This is a genomic window from Mycobacterium sp. ITM-2016-00316 (assembly GCF_002968335.2).
Lineage (GTDB): Bacteria > Actinomycetota > Actinomycetes > Mycobacteriales > Mycobacteriaceae > Mycobacterium.
The window spans coordinates 278361-295015 of the sequence record NZ_CP134398.1; the positions used below are offsets into that span (position 1 = coordinate 278361).

The following is a 16655-nucleotide window of genomic DNA, read 5'->3' on the forward strand; positions in this document are numbered from 1 at the left end:
TTACAACCCGGCGAGCCCCACGGCCAGCAGCACCACGCCGACCACCGCGACCAGCACGGCCATCCCGCGCCGACCCCGGGCGCGCACCCAGTCGTTGAGTGCCGTGAGCCGCGCGCGGGTGCGTTCCGGCGCGACAAGGTAAGCCAGCAGCGGGATCTCGACGAGGGCGAAGGCGACCACGTTGAAGATCAGCAGCGCCGCGAGCCGCGTCGTGGGGCTGATGTCCGCGGTGCCGATGACGGCCAGCGCGGCCAGGTAGTCGACCGAGGGCAGCGCGATTCCGAGCCCGGCCGCCCCGGCAACCCACAGGGATTGACCGTCGAGCAGCCGGCTCAGCCAGGCCGGCGGTGTACGCGGGCGTCCCGTGGTGACGGCCAGGAACACGGCCACCAGCAGGGCCAGCAAGCCGATCCCGATCTGCACCCGGGGAAGAGTGAAATGCGCTGATTCCAAGCGCGTTTCGAGCAGGAATAGCACCACCGCGCCCACGGTCAGGCCCATCAGGAAGCCACCGCACAGGAAGGCGGTGAGTTGCAGCAGGGGCCGCGGCCGGTTGAGCATCAGCACCGACATCCCGATGCGGAACGGTTCGAGGCTGACGGCGACGGCCATGACCAGCAGGGTGATCCACATCGCGGGCGCTGGCTACGCGTCCAGCCGCACGAATTGCCCCTGTCGATACTGCTCGACACATGCCGAGCGACGGATCTTGCCGCTGGTGGTGGTGGGGATCGAGCCGGGCGGCACCAGCACGATATCGGCGACCTGCAGTCCGTGTGCACGCGAGATCGCGGCGGTCACATCGCTTTTCGCCTCGCCCAGCTCCTCGGTGTCATCGCGTTTCTTGAACTCGATGATGGTGACCAGCTTCTCGTCGTGCTCGTCCTGCTCATCGGTCACGGCGATCGCGGCCACCCTGCCCCGGGTGATCCCGCGCACCGTCTCCTCGATGTCCTCGGAGTAGTGATTGCGCCCGCGCACGATCAGCATGTCCTTGATACGCCCGACGATGAACAGGTCGCCCTCGGAGATGAAGCCGCGGTCCCCGGTGCGCAGCCAGTCGGTCGTCGGCAGATCGGCAGGCCCGTCGATGAGTTCGGCACCGAATCCGGTACCCGTCTGATCGGGTTTGCGCCAGTATCCGGCCGACACGTTCTCGCCGTGCGTCCAGATCTCGCCGACGGCGCCATCCGGGCAGGGCCTGCCGGTCTCGGCGTCGACGATCAACAGCAACGGTGACGGAGCCACCCCGTACCGGACCAGCGGAGTGCCGCCGGGCTTGCGCACCGCGGTGCCCTCGGTCAATTCGTCGATGGCGAATTCGACGACCTCGGGAACCCGCCCCTGACCGCCACTGGCCACGAACACCGTCGCCTCGGCCAGACCGTAGGACGGCATGAGTGCCTCGGGCCGGAAACCGAACGGCGCGAACCGATCGAGGAAGCGGGCGACGGTGGGCGGCTGGACTCGTTCGGCGCCACAGATGATGCTCTCGATGACGCTCAGATCGAGACCCGCGACGTCCTCGTCGCTGGTGCGCCGGGCGGCGAGATCCAGGGCGAAGTTGGGTCCGCCGGACACCGTGACCCGGTGCCGGGCCATGGTCTTCAGCCAGCGCGCCGGGTGGGTGAGGAATGCCAGCGGGCTCATCAGGTCGGCCTGCGTTCCGCCCAGGATGGGCGCCGCGACGCCCAGCATCAGGCCCATATCGTGGTAGAACGGCAACCACGAGACCAGCGCGCCGCCTTCGGGGAATCTGCCGCCGTACTGGCGCAGGTAGTCCGGCATCAACTGATCGAAGTTCGCGATGAGGTTGCGGTGGCTGATCATCACGCCGGCCGGAGCCCGCGTCGACCCCGAGGTGTACTGCAGGTACGCGATGTCCGGGCCGTCCGGGGGATCGCCGGCGACCGGTTCGGGAGTGTCCAGGTCCAGGGTGTCCACCGAGATCACCGCGGTCATGGCGGCGCCGTCGTCCACATATTGGGCGGCGATGTCGAACAGGGCGGACGTGGTCAGCACCACCGCCGGTGAGGTGTCGGCGACCACCGCGCCGATGCGCTCGTCGTGGGAGCCGGGCACCGGTGCCGACAGCGGAACGGCGATGAACCCGGCCTGCATGGCGCCCAGGAACGCCACGATGTAGGGCAGTCCCTGCGGCGCGATGATCAGCGCCCGGTCCCCGGGCGACCCGTACTGGCCGGCTTCGGAGGCCATGTTCAGGGTGCGCCGGTACAGCTGTGCCCAGGTCAGGGTTTCGGCGACCCCGCCGGGATCCCGGTCGTAGTCGGTGTAGGTGAACGCGAGCTCGTCGGGTGTATCGCCAGCACGTTCCCGCAGCACGGTGAGGATGGACGCGTTGGGCATGGGGGTCAGGCTACTCAAGGTTGCGTTCAGGCTGAGCGTGACCATGGCAGCCGTGGCCTTCGAGGGGCACGATGGACGGGTGGTTTTCTGTGCGGACGGCGCCGGCGGGGCCGCAATGCGTGGAAGAGTCGGGTATGCGCACACCCCGAGGTCGCCGCTGCGCACCATTACATGTGAAGATGGAAGTGTTATGAGCGACACAGAACTGAGCCCGGCTTCGCTGCGCGAGGCGTTCGGGCATTTCCCGACCGGAGTCATCGCCATCGCCGCCGAGGTCGACGGCGTCCGGGTCGGTCTGGCGGCCAGCACCTTCGTGCCGGTGTCGCTGGATCCCCCGCTGGTGTCGTTCTGCGTGCAGAACTCATCGGAGACCTGGCCAAAGCTCAAGGCCCTGCCCTCACTGGGGATCAGCGTGCTGGGCGAATCGCATGACGCCGCGGCACGCACCCTGGCCGCCAAGACCGGCGACCGTTTCGCCGGCCTGGAGACCCAGTCCCGCGACAGCGGGGCGGTGTTCGTGCACGGCACCAGCGTGTGGCTGGAAAGCACGATCACCCAGGAAGTTCCCGCGGGCGATCACACCATCGTGGTGCTGCAGGTCAGTGAGATCACCGTGCACGACGTGCCGCCGATCGTGTTCCACCGCAGCGCGTTCCGCAAACTGGGTGGCTGAGCTGCACTCGGCGCACTTCTCAGCGCAGCTCGTACCTCGCGCCTAGTTCGGCGTGCGCCTACGGCCGCGATCCCAGGTCATCGCGGTATTTCGCGACCCGCTGCTCCAGTTCGGCGGCATCCGCCGGTCTGCCTTCCTTGCGGGCGAGTTCCGCGCGGGCGGTGAGCTCCCGGATCGCGGTGCGAATATCGTTGACGCTGATCGTTTCTCGTTGTGACATGCTGTGCCTCTTCAGGGTTGATTGGCCGCTGTCACAACCGTACGCGCGATCCCGCGCCACGCACAGGCACTGGCGCTGCGGTCTGGGCGCGAGCTACTCGTAGTTCTGCACCGTGGGCGCAGAGTCGACGCCCTTACCGCCGGAAGAGCTTGTTTCCCAGCCAGACGATCGGGTCGTACTTGCGATCGGCGACGCGTTCCTTCATCGGGATCAGCGCATTGTCGGTGATCTTGATGTGTTCGGGGCACACCTCGGTGCAGCACTTGGTGATGTTGCACAGACCCAGCCCCTGCTCCTCCTGGGCCATGTCCTTGCGGTCCACGGTGTCCAGCGGATGCATGTCCAGCTCGGCGATGCGCATGTGGAATCGCGGACCCGCGAAGCTTTCTTTGTTCTCCTCGTGATCACGCACCACGTGGCAGACGTTCTGGCACAGGAAGCACTCGATGCACTTGCGGAACTCCTGGCTGCGGTTCACGTCCTCCTGCTGCATGCGGTACTCGCCCGGTTGCAGATCCTTGGGAGGGGTGAACGACGGGATCTGGCGCGCCTTCTCGTAGTTGAAGGACACGTCGGTCACCAGGTCGCGCATCACCGGGAAGGTCCGCAACGGGGTGATGGTGACGGTCTCGTTCTCGTCGAACGTGGACATCCGCGTCATGCACAGCAGCCGCGGACGACCGTTGATCTCCGCCGAGCAGGATCCACACTTGCCGGCCTTGCAGTTCCAGCGCACCGCGAGATCGCCGGCCTGGGTGGCCTGCAGCCGATGGACGATGTCGAGCACCACTTCACCGTCGTTGACCTCGACCGTGTAGTCCTGCAGTTCGCCGCCGGACGGGTCGCCGCGCCAGACCCGTAGCTTCGCGTTGTAGGCAGCCATGGTCAGCCCTTCCGCTCGGGGTGTTCGGCCAGTTGGTCTTCGGTGTAGTACTTCTCCAGCTCGGACAGCTCGAAGGTGGCCAGCAGATCCGGCCGCATCACCGGCTGCTGTTCCGCCTCGACGGTGATGTCCGGCACCACCTGGTGGTCGCCCTCCACCGCCCGGCACACCAGCAGCTTGTTGCGCCAGTGCGAGTCCATCTGCGGGAAGTCGTCGCGGGTGTGCCCGCCGCGGCTCTCGGTGCGCTGGAGTGCGGCCTTGGCCACGCACTCGCTGACCAGCAGCATGTTGCGCATGTCGATGGCCAGGTGCCAGCCCGGGTTGAACACACGGCCGCCCTCGACGACGACGTTGGCGTAGCGCGCCTTGAGCTCGTCGATCTTGGCCAGCGCCTCCTGCAGTTCACCCTCCTTGCGGATGATGCCGGCCAGGTCGTTCATCGACTGTTGCAGTTCGGCGTGCAGCGTGTAGGGGTTTTCCGCGTTGGCCTTCGGGGTGAACGGGTCCAGCGCCAGCTGGCTGGCCGCCGTCAGGGCGTCCTCGGTGACCGCGGGCCGGTCGGTCAGCGACCGGACGTAGTCGGAGGCGCCGAGCCCGGCCCGGCGGCCGAACACCAGCAGATCCGACAGCGAGTTGCCGCCGAGCCGGTTGGAGCCGTGCATGCCACCGGAGCACTCGCCCGCGGCGAACAGGCCGGGGGTGGCCGCGCCGCCGCTGTCGGGATCGACCTCGATACCGCCCATCACGTAGTGACAGGTCGGACCGACCTCCATCTCGTCCTTGGTGATGTCGACCTCGGCCAGCTCGATGAACTGGTGATACATCGAGGGCAACCGGCGCTTGATCTCCTCGGCGGGCATCCGGGAGGCGATGTCGAGGTAGACGCCGCCGTGCGGGCTGCCGCGGCCGGCCTTCACCTCTTCGTTGATGGCACGGGCCACCTCGTCGCGGGGCAGCAGATCAGGGGTGCGGCGCGCGGAGTCGTTGTCCTTGAGCCACTGGTCGGCTTCTTCCTCGGTCTCGGCGTACTGGCCCTTGAACACGTCCGGGATGTAGTCGAACATGAAGCGCTTACCCTCGGAGTTCTTCAGGACTCCGCCGTCACCGCGCACACCCTCGGTGACGAGGATGCCCTTCACCGACAGCGGCCAGACCATGCCGGTCGGGTGGAACTGGATGAACTCCATGTTGATCAGGCCCGAACCGGCGCGCAGCGCCAGGGCATGGCCGTCGCCGGTGTACTCCCAGGAATTCGACGACACCTTGAAGGACTTGCCGATTCCGCCGGTGGCCAGCACCACCGCAGGCGCCTCGAACAGGATGAACTCGCCGGTCTCGCGCCAGTATCCGAAGGCTCCCGCGACCCGTTTCTCCCCCGTCGCTCCGCTCGCCCCGGCCCCGTCGTCGAGGATCAGCTCGGTGATCGAGCATTCGTGGAAGACCCTGATGCGGGCTTCGTAGTCCCCGGTTTCCCGGAAGTCCTCCTGCTGCAGGGACACGATCTTCTGCTGCAGGGTGCGGATGATCTCCAGGCCGGTCCGGTCACCGACGTGGGCCAGCCGCGGGTAGGTGTGGCCGCCGAAGTTGCGTTGGCTGATCCGGCCGTCCTTGGTGCGATCGAACAGCGCCCCATAGGTTTCCAGTTCCCAGACCCGGTCCGGGGCTTCCTGGGCGTGCAGTTCGGCCATCCGCCAGTTGTTCAGGAACTTGCCGCCGCGCATGGTGTCACCGAAGTGCACCTGCCAGCTGTCCTTGGTGTTCACATTGCGCATCGCCGCCGCGCAGCCGCCCTCGGCCATCACGGTGTGCGCCTTGCCGAACAGCGATTTGGTCACCACCGCCACCCGCAGGCCGCGCTCGCGGGCCTCGATCACCGCGCGCAGCCCCGCCCCGCCGGCACCGATCACGACGACGTCGTAGGCGTGCCGTTCCAGGTCACCCATTCAAGATCCTCACTACTGTTGATTTGGGTCTGATGGCCTTGTCAGCCAATGAATCTCAGGTCGCTGATGGTTCCGCTGGCGACCAGCATGATGTAGAAGTCGGTGAGCATCAGGGTGCCGAGGGTGATCCACGCGTACAGCTTGTGCCGGGTGTTCAGCTTGCTGATCTGTCCCCACATCCAGTACCGCACCGGGTGCTTGGAGAAGTGTTTGAGCCGGCCCCCGACGACGTGCCGGCAGGAATGACACGACAGCGTGTAGACCCACAGCATCACGACGTTCACGACCAGCACGATGTTGCCCAGCCCGAATCCGAATCCGGTCGGCGAGCGGAACGCCAGGATGGCGTCGTAGGTGTTGATCACCGAGATGATGGCCGCGATGTAGAAGAAGTACCGGTGCGTGTTCTGGATGATCAGCGGCAGGCGGGTCTCACCGGTGTACGTGGCGTGCGGCTCGGCCACCGCGCAGGCGGTCGGCGACTGCCAGACCGACCGGTAGTAGGCGCCGCGGTAGTAGTAACAGGTGAGCCGGAACAGCAGCAGGAACGGCAGCGAGAACGCGGCGTAGGGCAGCCACCACACGTCCGGCAGGATCTGGCCGAAGTGGCTGGCCTCCGGGACACAACCGGACTGGGTCGCCTCGTTCCACTTCACGACGCACGGTGAGTAGAACGGCGTCAGATAGTGGTAGTCGGCGACCCAGTAGTTGTTCTGCAGGAACGCCCGCACCGTCGCGTAGATGACGAACGCGGCGAAGCCGAGATCGGTCAGCAGCGGAGATTTCCACCACGCATCGGTACGCAGTGTGCGCTGCTTGATCTGCGCTCTTGTGGGTGAGAAGACGCCGGTACCTTGAGGTTTCGAGGTCGGTGCGCTCACTGAGTTCCTCTTCTTCTGTTGTGTCGGGGCGGTGAACCCCGGGCGGTCTAGCGGCTGCCGCCGAGACCCTCGTCATCGACTCCCTGCCAGAAGTCTCTGGTGTAGTCGGTGTCGGGGATGGAGACCTTCTCGGTGGGGCGGGAGTGCGCTGGGGCTCCACGCATCTCCAGTTCCGCGGCATCGATGTCCAGCCGGTCGATATCGTTGAGCATGCGTTCGGCGTCGTTGACGATGCGGCGCATCGCCGGGGTGTCGCCGTAGCGGGCTCGCAGCGATGTGACGCAGCGGCGAAGGTTGCCGATCAGTTCGTGAAGTTCGGCAAGTTCGGTCGTGGTGGACAAGGTTGACCTCCTTGGGCTGAAGGGTGTCAGGGATCACATTACGCATTCGATGTTAGCCACATCGCGGACTTGAGAGTGAGACAGATCACGTCTACGTCGAGGAAAAGGATTCAGATGTCCAACGAAGATCTTCAGCAGAAAGCCTCCGCGCTGCTCGCGCTGCACCGTCCCGGGGACCCGGCGATCCTGCCGACGGTGTGGGACGCGTGGTCGGCGAAGACCGTGGTGGATGCCGGTTTCACCGCGCTCACGGTGGGAAGTCACCCGGTGGCCGACTCGGTGGGCAAGCCTGACGGCGAGGGCATGAGCTACGACGATCTGCTGACCCGGGTCACGCAGATCACCGGCGCGGTCGACGTGCCGATCTCGGTGGACATCGAGTCGGGTTACGGCGAGTCGGGGGCCCGGTTGATCGACGGACTGCTGTCGGCCGGCGCGGTCGGCCTCAACATCGAGGACACCGTGCATTCCGACGGCGGCCGGATCCGCTCCGACGAGGATCACGCCGCACTGGTCGGTGAGCTCCGCAGGGCCGCCGACGCCGCCGGCGTACATGTGGTCATCAACGCCCGCACCGATCTCTTCCTGCGGGAGGTCGGCGACGAGTCCGACCGGTTCGAGCGCGCGGTGCGCAAGCTGAAGCTGGCCGCCGACGCGGGCGCGGACAGCCTCTACCCGGTGGGCCGTCACGATGACGACACCTACCGCCGGCTCGTCGAGGAGCTGCCGCTGCCGATCAACGCGATCGCACTGCCGGGCCAGGACGACCCGGCGCGCTTCGGTCCGCTCGGCGTCGGCCGGATCAGCTTCGGGCCGTTCCTACAGTTCACCCTGACCGAACGGATCAAAGAACTGGTGGCGCCCTGGAAGTAGCTCTTCGCGGGGTCGTTCGTAACGTCACGGCGGAATTTGTGAGCTTTGAGTGCCATGGCGTTACGAACGTAAGGCCCACGCCCGGAGGATCTTTCGCAAAGTGACGGCGGGTGTATCGCGCGCCGTCACCCTGATGACGATCCAGCCCATCTCCATCATCTCGTCCATCCGCGCGATGTCCTTGCGCAGCTGGTCCGGATCGGTGTGGTGCCTGCCCTCGTACTCGACCGCGACCTTGATATCCGGCCATGCCATGTCGGCTTCGCCGATCAGTACCCGGTATTCGTTGAAGATCGGGTACTGCGTTTCCGGCGGCGGGAATCCCGCGCGCACGATCAGCAGTCGCAGCCTGGTTTCCTGCGGGGATTCCGAACCCGGGTCGACCAGAGCGATGGTCTTGCGGGCCGCCACGATGCCCTTCCAGCCGTCGAAGCATTCGGCAGCCAATTCCAGGTCGGTCGTCTTGAGCCGGGCGGCCCGAGCGAGCGCGTCGATGACCACGACAGCCTCGTCCTCTGCGATCCGGCGGGCCAGGTCGACCGCCGTGCGGAGCGGATCGGTGAGTCGCATCTCGCCGACCGAACAGATGTCGTCCTGCTCGACCGTGTCGGCCCAGGCGGTGATCCCCCGTACCGGTCGCCGATTGCTGTCGATGATGTGCGCGGGTAGGCCCGGGTCGATGTAGCGGGCACCATGCAGCGCTGCTGCGGAATAGCCGGCCAGCACTCCGTGACGCCGCGACCGCAGCCAGGCCACCTTCGCGCGCATCACGGCCGTCGGTCGCGTACCTCGTTCGACGTAGACGTCCTGGTGCACGGCGACAAATCGGGTGCGCAACTGGTGCCGCGTCAGGCGGCCGGCGGCCAATGCCTCGCTACCGATGAACGGATCCCCCATGTCAGCAGTGTCCGTCGGCACACCGACAATCTCGGGGTGGCACTCACACCGGCCGCCCGGCCGATGTGAGAACACCGTGACGGCCGATTCACACGAGGCGACATTGCGGCAATATCGGCTCCCTACCGTCGCGGTATGCAATCAGCCAAGCACGTGGTGGTCGTCGGACACGGCATGGTCGGGCACCGCTTCGTCGAGGCGTTGCGGGCCCGCGACACCGAGGGTGCCTGGCGGATCACCGTGCTCTCCGAGGAGGCCGACGCGGCCTATGACCGGGTCGGCCTGACCGGATACACCGAGCACTGGGACCGGTCCAAGCTGGCACTGCCCGGCAATGACTATGCAGGCGACAACGGTGTCGTCCTGCATCTGGGCTTGGCGGCCCGGGATATCGACCGGGCCGCCAAGACCGTCACACTGGCCGACGGCCGGTCCCTTGATTACGACGCCCTGGTGCTGGCCACCGGTTCCTACGCCTTCGTGCCGCCGGTGCCCGGCCGTGATCTGCCGCAGTGCCACGTCTACCGCACCCTCGACGACCTGGACGGCATCCGGGACGGCGCACTGGCTGCGGCCAAGACGAAGACACCGGTCGGCGTGGTCATCGGTGGCGGGCTGCTCGGTCTGGAAGCCGCCAATGCGCTGCGTGGCTTCGGGTTGGACACCCACGTGCTGGAGATGTCACCGCATCTGATGGCGGCCCAGCTCGACGAGGCCGGCGGCGCCGTACTGACCCGGATGATCCGCGGCCTGGGCATCGAGGTGCACACCGGCGTGAGCACCGAGAGCATCCAGCCCGCTCAAAAGAACCAGCCGCTGCGCAAATCCCACTCCAACGACGCGGTGCGGGTGACGCTCAACGACGGCACCAGCATCGAGGCCGGCGTCGTCATCTTCGCCGCCGGTGTGCGCCCCCGCGACGAACTGGCCCGCGACGTCGGGCTCGAGCTCGCCCAGCGCGGCGGTGTGATGACCGATCTGTCCTGCCTCACCAGCGATCCCAACATCTACGCGGTCGGCGAGGTGGCGGCCATTGAGGGCCGCTGCTACGGGCTGGTCGGCCCTGGCTACACCAGCGCCGAGGTGGTCGCCGACCGGCTGCTCGGCGGTGCGGCCGAGTTCGGTGAGGCCGATATGTCCACCAAGCTCAAACTGCTGGGTGTGGACGTGGCCAGTTTCGGTGACGCCAAGGGACATACACCCAACAGCCTGGACGTCGTGGTCAACGACCCGGTCAAGCAGACCTACGCCAAACTGGTGCTCTCCGATGACGCCAAGACACTGCTCGGCGGCATCCTGGTCGGTGACGCATCGGCCTACGGGGTGCTGCGCCCGATGGTGGCCAGCGAACTGCCCGGTGATCCGCTCTCACTCATCGCGCCGGCCGGCACCGGTGACGGTGCCAGCGCGCTGGGTGTCGGCGCGCTACCCGATATCGCGCAGATCTGCTCATGCAACAACGTCACCAAAGGCGATCTGAAGGACGCCATCTGCGGTGGGTGCACCGATGTGCCGGGCCTGAAGAAGTGCACGCTGGCCGGCACCTCCTGCGGATCGTGCGTCCCGCTGCTCAAACAGCTACTGGAGGCCGAGGGCGTCGAGCAGTCCACGTCGCTGTGCGAGCATTTCAGCCAATCGCGCGCCGAGCTGTTCGAGATCATCAGCGCCACCGAGATCCGCACCTTCTCCGGTCTGATCGAGAAGTTCGGCACCGGAAAGGGTTGCGATATCTGCAAACCCACCGTCGCCTCGATCCTGGCCTCGACCAGCTCGGACCACGTCCTGGGCGGCGAGCAGGCCTCGCTGCAGGACTCCAACGACCATTTCCTGGCCAACATCCAGAAGAACGGCAGCTACTCGGTGGTGCCGCGGGTGCCCGGCGGCGACATCACCCCCGAGCAGTTGATCCTGATCGGTGAGATCGCACGGGATTTCGATCTCTACACCAAGATCACCGGCGGCCAGCGCATCGACATGTTCGGTGCCCGGGTCGATCAGTTGCCGGAGATCTGGCGTCGGCTGGTCGAGGGCGGCATGGAATCCGGTCAGGCCTACGGCAAATCACTGCGCACCGTGAAGAGCTGTGTGGGCAGCGACTGGTGCCGCTACGGCCAGCAGGATTCGGTGCAGATGGCCATCAACCTGGAACTGCGCTACCGCGGACTGCGTGCACCCCACAAGATCAAGATGGGTGTGTCGGGTTGCGCCCGCGAATGCGCGGAGGCTCGCGGCAAGGACGTCGGTGTCATCGCCACCGAAACCGGCTGGAATCTCTACGTATCCGGCAACGGTGGGATGACCCCCAAGCACGCCCAACTGCTCGCCGGTGATCTCGATGACGAGACGCTGATCCGCTATATCGACCGCTACCTGATGTTCTACATCCGCACCGCGGACCGCTTGCAGCGCACCGCGCCGTGGCTGGACGCCCTCGAGGGCGGCCTGGACCATCTGCGCGATGTGGTCTGCAACGACTCACTCGGTCTGGCAGCCGAATTCGAAGCCGCGGTGGCCCGACACGTCGACGGTTACGCTTGCGAATGGAAGGGCGTGTTGGATGACCCGGAGAAGCTCTCGCGCTTCGTCTCGTTCGTCAACGCCCCCGAGATCGCGGACCCGACCATCGAGTTCACCGAGTCGTTCGGCCGCAAGGTGCCGATCGGGATGCCCAAGATGCCGGCACAGGAGGCCTCATGACCTTGCTCGATGATCGCAAAGAAAGTGACGCCCAGGGTAATTCGGAATGGACCTCGGCGTGCGCCTATGACCGGCTGCTGCCGTGTCGCGGTGTCGCGGTGCTGTTGCCCGGCGGTGTGCAGGTCGCGCTGTTCCGGCTCGATGACGGTGCGCTGCATGCGCTGAGCAATATCGATCCGTTTTCCGGCGCCGCCGTGCTGTCACGGGGCATCGTCGGGGACCGCGGCGGCCGCGCCTGCGTGCAGTCGCCGATCAAGAAGCAGGCGTTTTCACTGGAAGACGGTGTCTGCCTGGATGATCCGGAGACCTCGGTGCCGGTTTACCGGACCCGGGTCACGCCGGACGGTTTCGTAGAGATCGCTGGGTAGTTTCCGTCGGACCCCAGAAGGCATCCCGGCCGGGGCCCGATCGGCGCTCCACCTCATCGCGACGCTGGAGCACGGTGAGGTTGCGGTAGACGGTCTCGATCACGACCCGTGACGCGCAGTGCGCGTGCAGGTGGTCGCGTAGTTCCGAGGTGGTCATCGGGCGGTCGGCGTCCTGCAATATCGTGAGCAGCTGCGCACGCAGCTGCTCACCTCCCCCCTGCGAAACCATTTGTGCGATATTAGCCGAGGAACGCCGGTGTCCCCGAATCGCCAGCTCAACTCAGGCGGCGCGGGGCAGGTGCGCGGCCTGCGCGCGCCGGAACCGGCTCGCGATCAGCCGGATCATGCCCGAATGGATGCCCAGCGGCTCGCTGACGATATCGGCGCCCGATGCCCGCAACCGGTCCTGGAACAGGCCGTCGGCCAGCAGGTAGGACGCGACGGCCACCCGTGCCCCGCCGGAGCGGGCCCGCGCAGCCTCGACCGCTTCGGCGACCGTCGGGGCTCCGGTGGCGGCATAGCCGAGTTCGACCCGGTCGCCGATCAGTGCGGACAGCATCGCCGCGGTCTGCCGCAGATCGGACTGCGCGCTGCGATCCGAGGTTCCGGCCGCCGCCAGGATGACGGAATCGCCCGGGCGCCAGCCCGATTCGAAGAGCCGGTCGGCGATCACCCGGACGGTGCCCGGGCACGGGCCCAGCGGCCTGGTCACCGTGACATCGGGGTGGGCGCAGGCCTGCACATGAGCGGGCACGTCGACGCGGACGTGGTATCCCCCGGCCAGGAAGGCGGGCACCAGGACCGCGGGCCGGTGCGCGGGCAGACGGTCGAGTACCTCGGTGGGGGTCGGTCCGAGCACGTCGACGAACGCGACGTGCACCTCGCGATCGAGCACGTCGCCGACGCGGCGCGCGAGGTCCTCCACCATGGCGACGCCGCCCGGTTTGCGGGTGCCGTGGGCCACCAGCACGGCGGCGGCGCCCCGGTTCATGCCGCACCTGCCGGGAACTCGTCGACGGCCAGCCGATACCCGCGTTTGACGACCGTCGAGACGATGTTCTTGTCGCCCAAGGCTGTTCGTAGACGCAGTACGGCGGTCTCGACGGCATGGGTGTCGGTTCCGCTGCCCGGCAGCGCGCTCAGCAGATCGGAGCGCGACACCACCGCGCCCGGGCGGTGGGCCAGTGCCCGGATGGTCGCCATCCCGGCCGGCGGCAGCTCCTTGACCACCTCGTCGACCATCACACAGGTGCCGCGGATCTCCAGCAGGTGCCCGGCGACCCGGATCCGGCGGGACTGCAGCAGCGGCAGCTCATCGGTGATGTGGCGGGCCAGCGCGCCGAGGCGCATGCGTTCCGGCGCCGAGGTCGGCACACCCAGCCGCACCAGCGGTCGGGCAGTGATCGGTCCGACGCACATGGCGTGCACATTGGTGCGCAGTGCGGTCAGGACGGCGGGTTCCACCTCGAGGTCGCGGGCGCGCAGCAACAGGGCCGCGACCGCCGGCGCGGAGGTGAAGCTGACCGCGTCGAAGCGTTGTTCGGCGATACCGAGGACCAGTTGGTCGAACGGTCCGTTGCGCGGTGCCGGATTCCATCGGTACACCCGGATCGGCACCACATCGGCGCCGGCGGCCCGCAGCTCGTCCAGGAACTCCGGGAACGGGTCCCAGTCGTCGTTGGTGCCGTGCAGCTGGACGGCGACGCGCATCCCGACGATGCCGCCCTCCAGCAGGTAGTGCAGCAGCTCGCGGGAGGACTCCGATTCCGGGGACCATTCCTCGGGCAGGCCTGCGGCGCGCAGTGCGCCGGTCGCCTTGGGTCCGCGGGAGACGATGCGGGCGTTGCCCAGCGCCGCAGTCAGTTCGTGGGCCAGCCCCCAGCCGTCGGCCGCCGCGATCCAGCCGCGCAGCCCGATGCCGGTGGTGGCGATGACGATGTCCGGGGGAGCGGCGATCAGGGCCTCGGTGTTGATCCGCAGTTCGTCGTCGTCCGGCAGCGGCACCATGGTGATGGCGGCCGCGCTGGTCACCGCGGCGCCGCGGCGGGTCAGTAGTGCGCTCAGCTCTTCGGCTCGCCGGGCGGAGGTCACGGCGACCCGGAACCCGGTGAGCGGAGCCCAGTCAGGTTCGGTCATGTCCCCTGTGTATTCAGTGCATGTTTCTCGGGTGTTACCTGGCGATTTCGTGGCGGTGTCGCACCGGGCTGCAGTGCAGTGAGCATGAGGTCAGAGGCTAGAAGGGCAATGTTGCACAATCGCTGCTCGCGATCACCCGGCAGTGAACTTCCGCTCACCGCCGACGGCGCCGGCCTGTGAGGTGCTGGCCTACCAGACGTCACCGTCGCGCCAGTCGCAGGCGAGGTCCGCGGCGGTGTCCAGCTCGACGTTGACCGGCAGCACGTAGACGCCGCCGTCATCGTCGGGGGTGCGGGTGACGCCGGTCGGCGCCAGTACCGAGGTCGGGCCGGTCCACTGCTGCCAGCCGCGCGGCAGGTACAGCGCCAGCCCGGCCTCCGAGGATCCCAGAGCGCCCAGTTGGTAGGCGCCACGCAGCACCTGCTCGAGGGCATCCATGACGGCGGTGGCCAGCCCCTGACCGCGCCAGTCCTCGCGCACCGCGACGGCTTCGATGTATCCGCAGCGCAGTGCCGTGCCCCGGTAGAGCAGCCTGCGCTGCACGACCGCTCCGTGCGCGATGATGGCGCCGCGGTGGCCGATGAGCGCATGCATGCCGCCCAGCGCGTGTTCCCAGTCGGAATCGTCGAAGGCGTCGTCGGGATCGCCGTCCCCGTCTGCGTTGAAGGCGTCGACGACCATCCGGTGGGCGTCATCGCGCGTCTCGGCATCCAGGTCGGCGGTATGGATCAGGCGGGCGGTGTGGACTTCCCGCACCGCACCCTGGCCGTGGCTGTGACTGCGCACAAATGCGTTTCTACCACCAATCCGGGGGCAGTGATCAGAACGGCCGGCGGGGCCGTGACCAGTGCAGCCGCACCGTCTGGCCGGGCCGGGTCTGCCCCAGCTTGTCGATGTCCTCTTCGGTCACCACCCCGATCACCGGGTAGCCGCCGGTCACCGGGTGATCCGGCCCCAGAATCACCGGAAATCCGTTGGGCGGGACCTGGATAGCGCCACGGGTGGCACCCTCGCTGGGCAGCTGCCGGTCGGGCCAGCGGTACTCCAGCGGCATCCCGACCAGCCGCATCCCGACCCGGTCGCTACGGTTGGTGACCTGCCAGTTGGTGCGGATCAGGATGTCCGGATCGACGAACCAGTCGTCGCGGGGGCCGGGCACCACCTGGAGCTCGAGGATGTCGGGTTCGATGGTGCCGACCGGCGCCTGGTCGAGTTCGGGGAACTCGGCGGTGTGCTCACCGACGGGCAGCACATCGCCCACCCGTAGCGGAGCGGGCCCGATGCTGGACATCACGTCATAGCTGCGCGACCCGAGCACGGGCTCCACATCGATCCCGCCGCGCACCGCCAGGTAGCTGCGCAGCCCGGAGTGCGGGGAGCCCAGCGATATCACCTCACCGTCATGGGCGTAGTGAATGCTGTTGGTGCCGAACGGAACTCCGTTGACAGCTGGGTCGGTGTCGGCGCCGGTCACGGCAATGGCGACCCCCTCTTTACCGCCGCCGTGCACCCGCACCGAGAATCCGCCGAAGGTGACCTCGACGGTGGCCCGTTCACCGGGGTTGGCCACCAATCGGTTGGCCAGCGTGTGGGCGCGGCGGTCGGCCGCTCCAGAGCGGGTCACCCCCATGTGGGCCAGGCCGGGACGGCCAAGATCCTCGACGAGGGCCAGCGGCCCGGTGCGCAGAATTTCCAGCGTGATGCTCATCAGACCTCCCGGAATGCGACGGTCATGCCCGGTGTCAGCAGTGCGGGCTTCTCCCGGGTGACGTCGAACAGCACGGCGTCGGTGCGGCCGATCAGTTGCCAGCCGCCGGGGGATTCGCGGGGGTAGACGCCGCTGAACTCACCGGCCAGCCCGACCGATCCGGCCGGTACCCGGGTGCGCGGTTCGTCGCGGCGAGGTACCTGTAGGCGGGGATCGCCGCCGACCAGATACGCGAAACCCGGTGCGAAGCCGCCGAATCCGACCCGCCACAGGGTTCCGGTGTGGACGGCGATCACCTCGGCGGTGCTCAGCCCGGTGAGCTCCGCGACCGCGTCCAGGTCGGCGCCGTCATAGGTCACCTCGATGACCGCGTCGGGTTCATCGGCCGTGCGGCCTTCGGTGACGGACTGTTCGGGGTGCAGCTTTCCGAGCCGTTGCCGGGTGGGCGCGAGGTAGCGCGGCCCGTCGAGCTTCATCAGTACGGTGCGGGAGGCGGGCACGACGTCGACAACGCCCGGCAGACCGGCCCGTGTCAGGGTGTCGGTCCAGGCCAATACATCCGCGGTGCTGTCGAACTCGAGTAGCAGCGCCTGGTCGCCATAGTCGTGAACGGTGCCCAGTGCGCCGGGCGCCTTGATTTCCGTTGTCAGGCTCATCTACCGAAGCTA

The 16655-nt window shown here is 67.5% G+C and carries 18 protein-coding genes; 4 read left to right on the forward strand and 14 right to left on the reverse strand.

Annotated features, from left to right (window positions below):
• Window positions 1-633 carry a GAP family protein gene (locus tag C6A86_RS01225; protein WP_105365977.1) on the reverse strand — a complete coding sequence of 211 codons (633 nt, stop codon included), beginning with the start codon at window positions 631-633 and terminating at the stop codon, window positions 1-3.
• A 12-nt stretch (window positions 634-645) separates the two neighbouring features.
• Window positions 646-2367: an AMP-binding protein gene (locus C6A86_RS01230; protein ID WP_105365998.1), complete on the reverse strand. Its 1722-nt coding sequence runs from the start codon at window positions 2365-2367 to the stop codon at window positions 646-648.
• 190 nt (window positions 2368-2557) lie between these two features.
• Between C6A86_RS01230 and C6A86_RS01235 the strand changes: the two genes are divergently transcribed.
• A complete protein-coding gene (locus C6A86_RS01235; RefSeq protein ID WP_105365976.1) occupies window positions 2558-3040 on the forward strand; it encodes a flavin reductase family protein in 483 nt (160 codons plus the stop codon).
• Window positions 3041-3098: 58 nt separating this feature from the next.
• Here the strand turns inward: C6A86_RS01235 and C6A86_RS01240 are convergent, their stop codons facing one another.
• From C6A86_RS01240 to C6A86_RS01260, 5 genes are all read right to left on the reverse strand, one after another.
• A complete protein-coding gene (locus C6A86_RS01240) occupies window positions 3099-3260 on the reverse strand; it encodes a hypothetical protein (RefSeq protein ID WP_199196417.1) in 162 nt (53 codons plus the stop codon).
• Between the two features lie 133 nt (window positions 3261-3393).
• Window positions 3394-4143, reverse strand: coding sequence for a succinate dehydrogenase/fumarate reductase iron-sulfur subunit (locus tag C6A86_RS01245; protein ID WP_105365975.1), 750 nt, complete (start codon window positions 4141-4143; stop codon window positions 3394-3396).
• Window positions 4144-4145: 2 nt separating this feature from the next.
• Complete coding sequence (locus C6A86_RS01250) at window positions 4146-6086, reverse strand: fumarate reductase/succinate dehydrogenase flavoprotein subunit (RefSeq protein ID WP_105365974.1); 1941 nt, start codon at window positions 6084-6086, stop codon at window positions 4146-4148.
• Window positions 6087-6127: 41 nt separating this feature from the next.
• Window positions 6128-6967: a hypothetical protein gene (locus tag C6A86_RS01255; RefSeq protein ID WP_105365973.1), complete on the reverse strand. Its 840-nt coding sequence runs from the start codon at window positions 6965-6967 to the stop codon at window positions 6128-6130.
• 47 nt (window positions 6968-7014) lie between these two features.
• Window positions 7015-7308, reverse strand: a complete 294-nt coding sequence (locus tag C6A86_RS01260) for a hypothetical protein (RefSeq protein WP_105365972.1) — start codon at window positions 7306-7308, stop codon at window positions 7015-7017.
• Window positions 7309-7422: 114 nt separating this feature from the next.
• Here C6A86_RS01260 and C6A86_RS01265 point away from each other — a divergent pair, with 114 nt between their 5' ends.
• A complete protein-coding gene (locus C6A86_RS01265) occupies window positions 7423-8181 on the forward strand; it encodes an isocitrate lyase/phosphoenolpyruvate mutase family protein (RefSeq protein WP_105365971.1) in 759 nt (252 codons plus the stop codon).
• Window positions 8182-8241: 60 nt separating this feature from the next.
• Here C6A86_RS01265 and C6A86_RS01270 read toward each other — a convergent pair whose 3' ends face one another.
• Window positions 8242-9078, reverse strand: a complete 837-nt coding sequence (locus C6A86_RS01270; RefSeq protein WP_105365970.1) for a hypothetical protein — start codon at window positions 9076-9078, stop codon at window positions 8242-8244.
• A 135-nt stretch (window positions 9079-9213) separates the two neighbouring features.
• Here C6A86_RS01270 and nirB point away from each other — a divergent pair, with 135 nt between their 5' ends.
• Together nirB and nirD are read left to right on the forward strand one after the other, a co-directional pair.
• Window positions 9214-11775 (forward strand): nitrite reductase large subunit NirB, encoded by a 2562-nt coding sequence (gene nirB, locus C6A86_RS01275; RefSeq protein WP_105365969.1) that lies wholly within the window; start codon window positions 9214-9216, stop codon window positions 11773-11775.
• Complete coding sequence (gene nirD / locus C6A86_RS01280; RefSeq protein ID WP_105365968.1) at window positions 11772-12143, forward strand: nitrite reductase small subunit NirD; 372 nt, start codon at window positions 11772-11774, stop codon at window positions 12141-12143. The genes nirB and nirD overlap by 4 nt, the downstream gene beginning before the upstream one ends.
• On the opposite strand, the gene C6A86_RS01285 is transcribed toward nirD, so the two are convergent.
• From C6A86_RS01285 to C6A86_RS01310, 6 genes are all read right to left on the reverse strand, one after another.
• Entirely contained in the window at window positions 12109-12372 is a 264-nt protein-coding gene (locus C6A86_RS01285) for a transcriptional repressor (RefSeq protein ID WP_105365967.1), read from the reverse strand. The two genes, nirD and C6A86_RS01285, sit on opposite strands and share 35 nt — an antisense overlap.
• Window positions 12373-12423: 51 nt before the next feature.
• The gene (locus C6A86_RS01290) at window positions 12424-13134 is read right to left on the reverse strand and encodes a sirohydrochlorin chelatase (RefSeq protein ID WP_105365966.1); all 711 of its coding nucleotides are present in this window, start codon (window positions 13132-13134) and stop codon (window positions 12424-12426) included.
• Entirely contained in the window at window positions 13131-14279 is a 1149-nt protein-coding gene (locus tag C6A86_RS01295) for a uroporphyrinogen-III synthase (RefSeq protein ID WP_105365965.1), read from the reverse strand. Before C6A86_RS01295 ends, C6A86_RS01290 begins: the two co-directional genes overlap by 4 nt.
• A 189-nt stretch (window positions 14280-14468) precedes the next feature.
• Window positions 14469-15065: a GNAT family N-acetyltransferase gene (locus C6A86_RS01300; protein WP_233213237.1), complete on the reverse strand. Its 597-nt coding sequence runs from the start codon at window positions 15063-15065 to the stop codon at window positions 14469-14471.
• Window positions 15066-15099: 34 nt separating this feature from the next.
• Entirely contained in the window at window positions 15100-15987 is an 888-nt protein-coding gene (locus C6A86_RS01305) for a 5-oxoprolinase/urea amidolyase family protein (RefSeq protein WP_105365964.1), read from the reverse strand.
• The gene (locus tag C6A86_RS01310) at window positions 15987-16643 is read right to left on the reverse strand and encodes an allophanate hydrolase subunit 1 (RefSeq protein WP_105365963.1); all 657 of its coding nucleotides are present in this window, start codon (window positions 16641-16643) and stop codon (window positions 15987-15989) included. The genes C6A86_RS01305 and C6A86_RS01310 overlap by 1 nt, the downstream gene beginning before the upstream one ends.
• Between the last annotated feature and the right edge of the window lie 12 nt (window positions 16644-16655).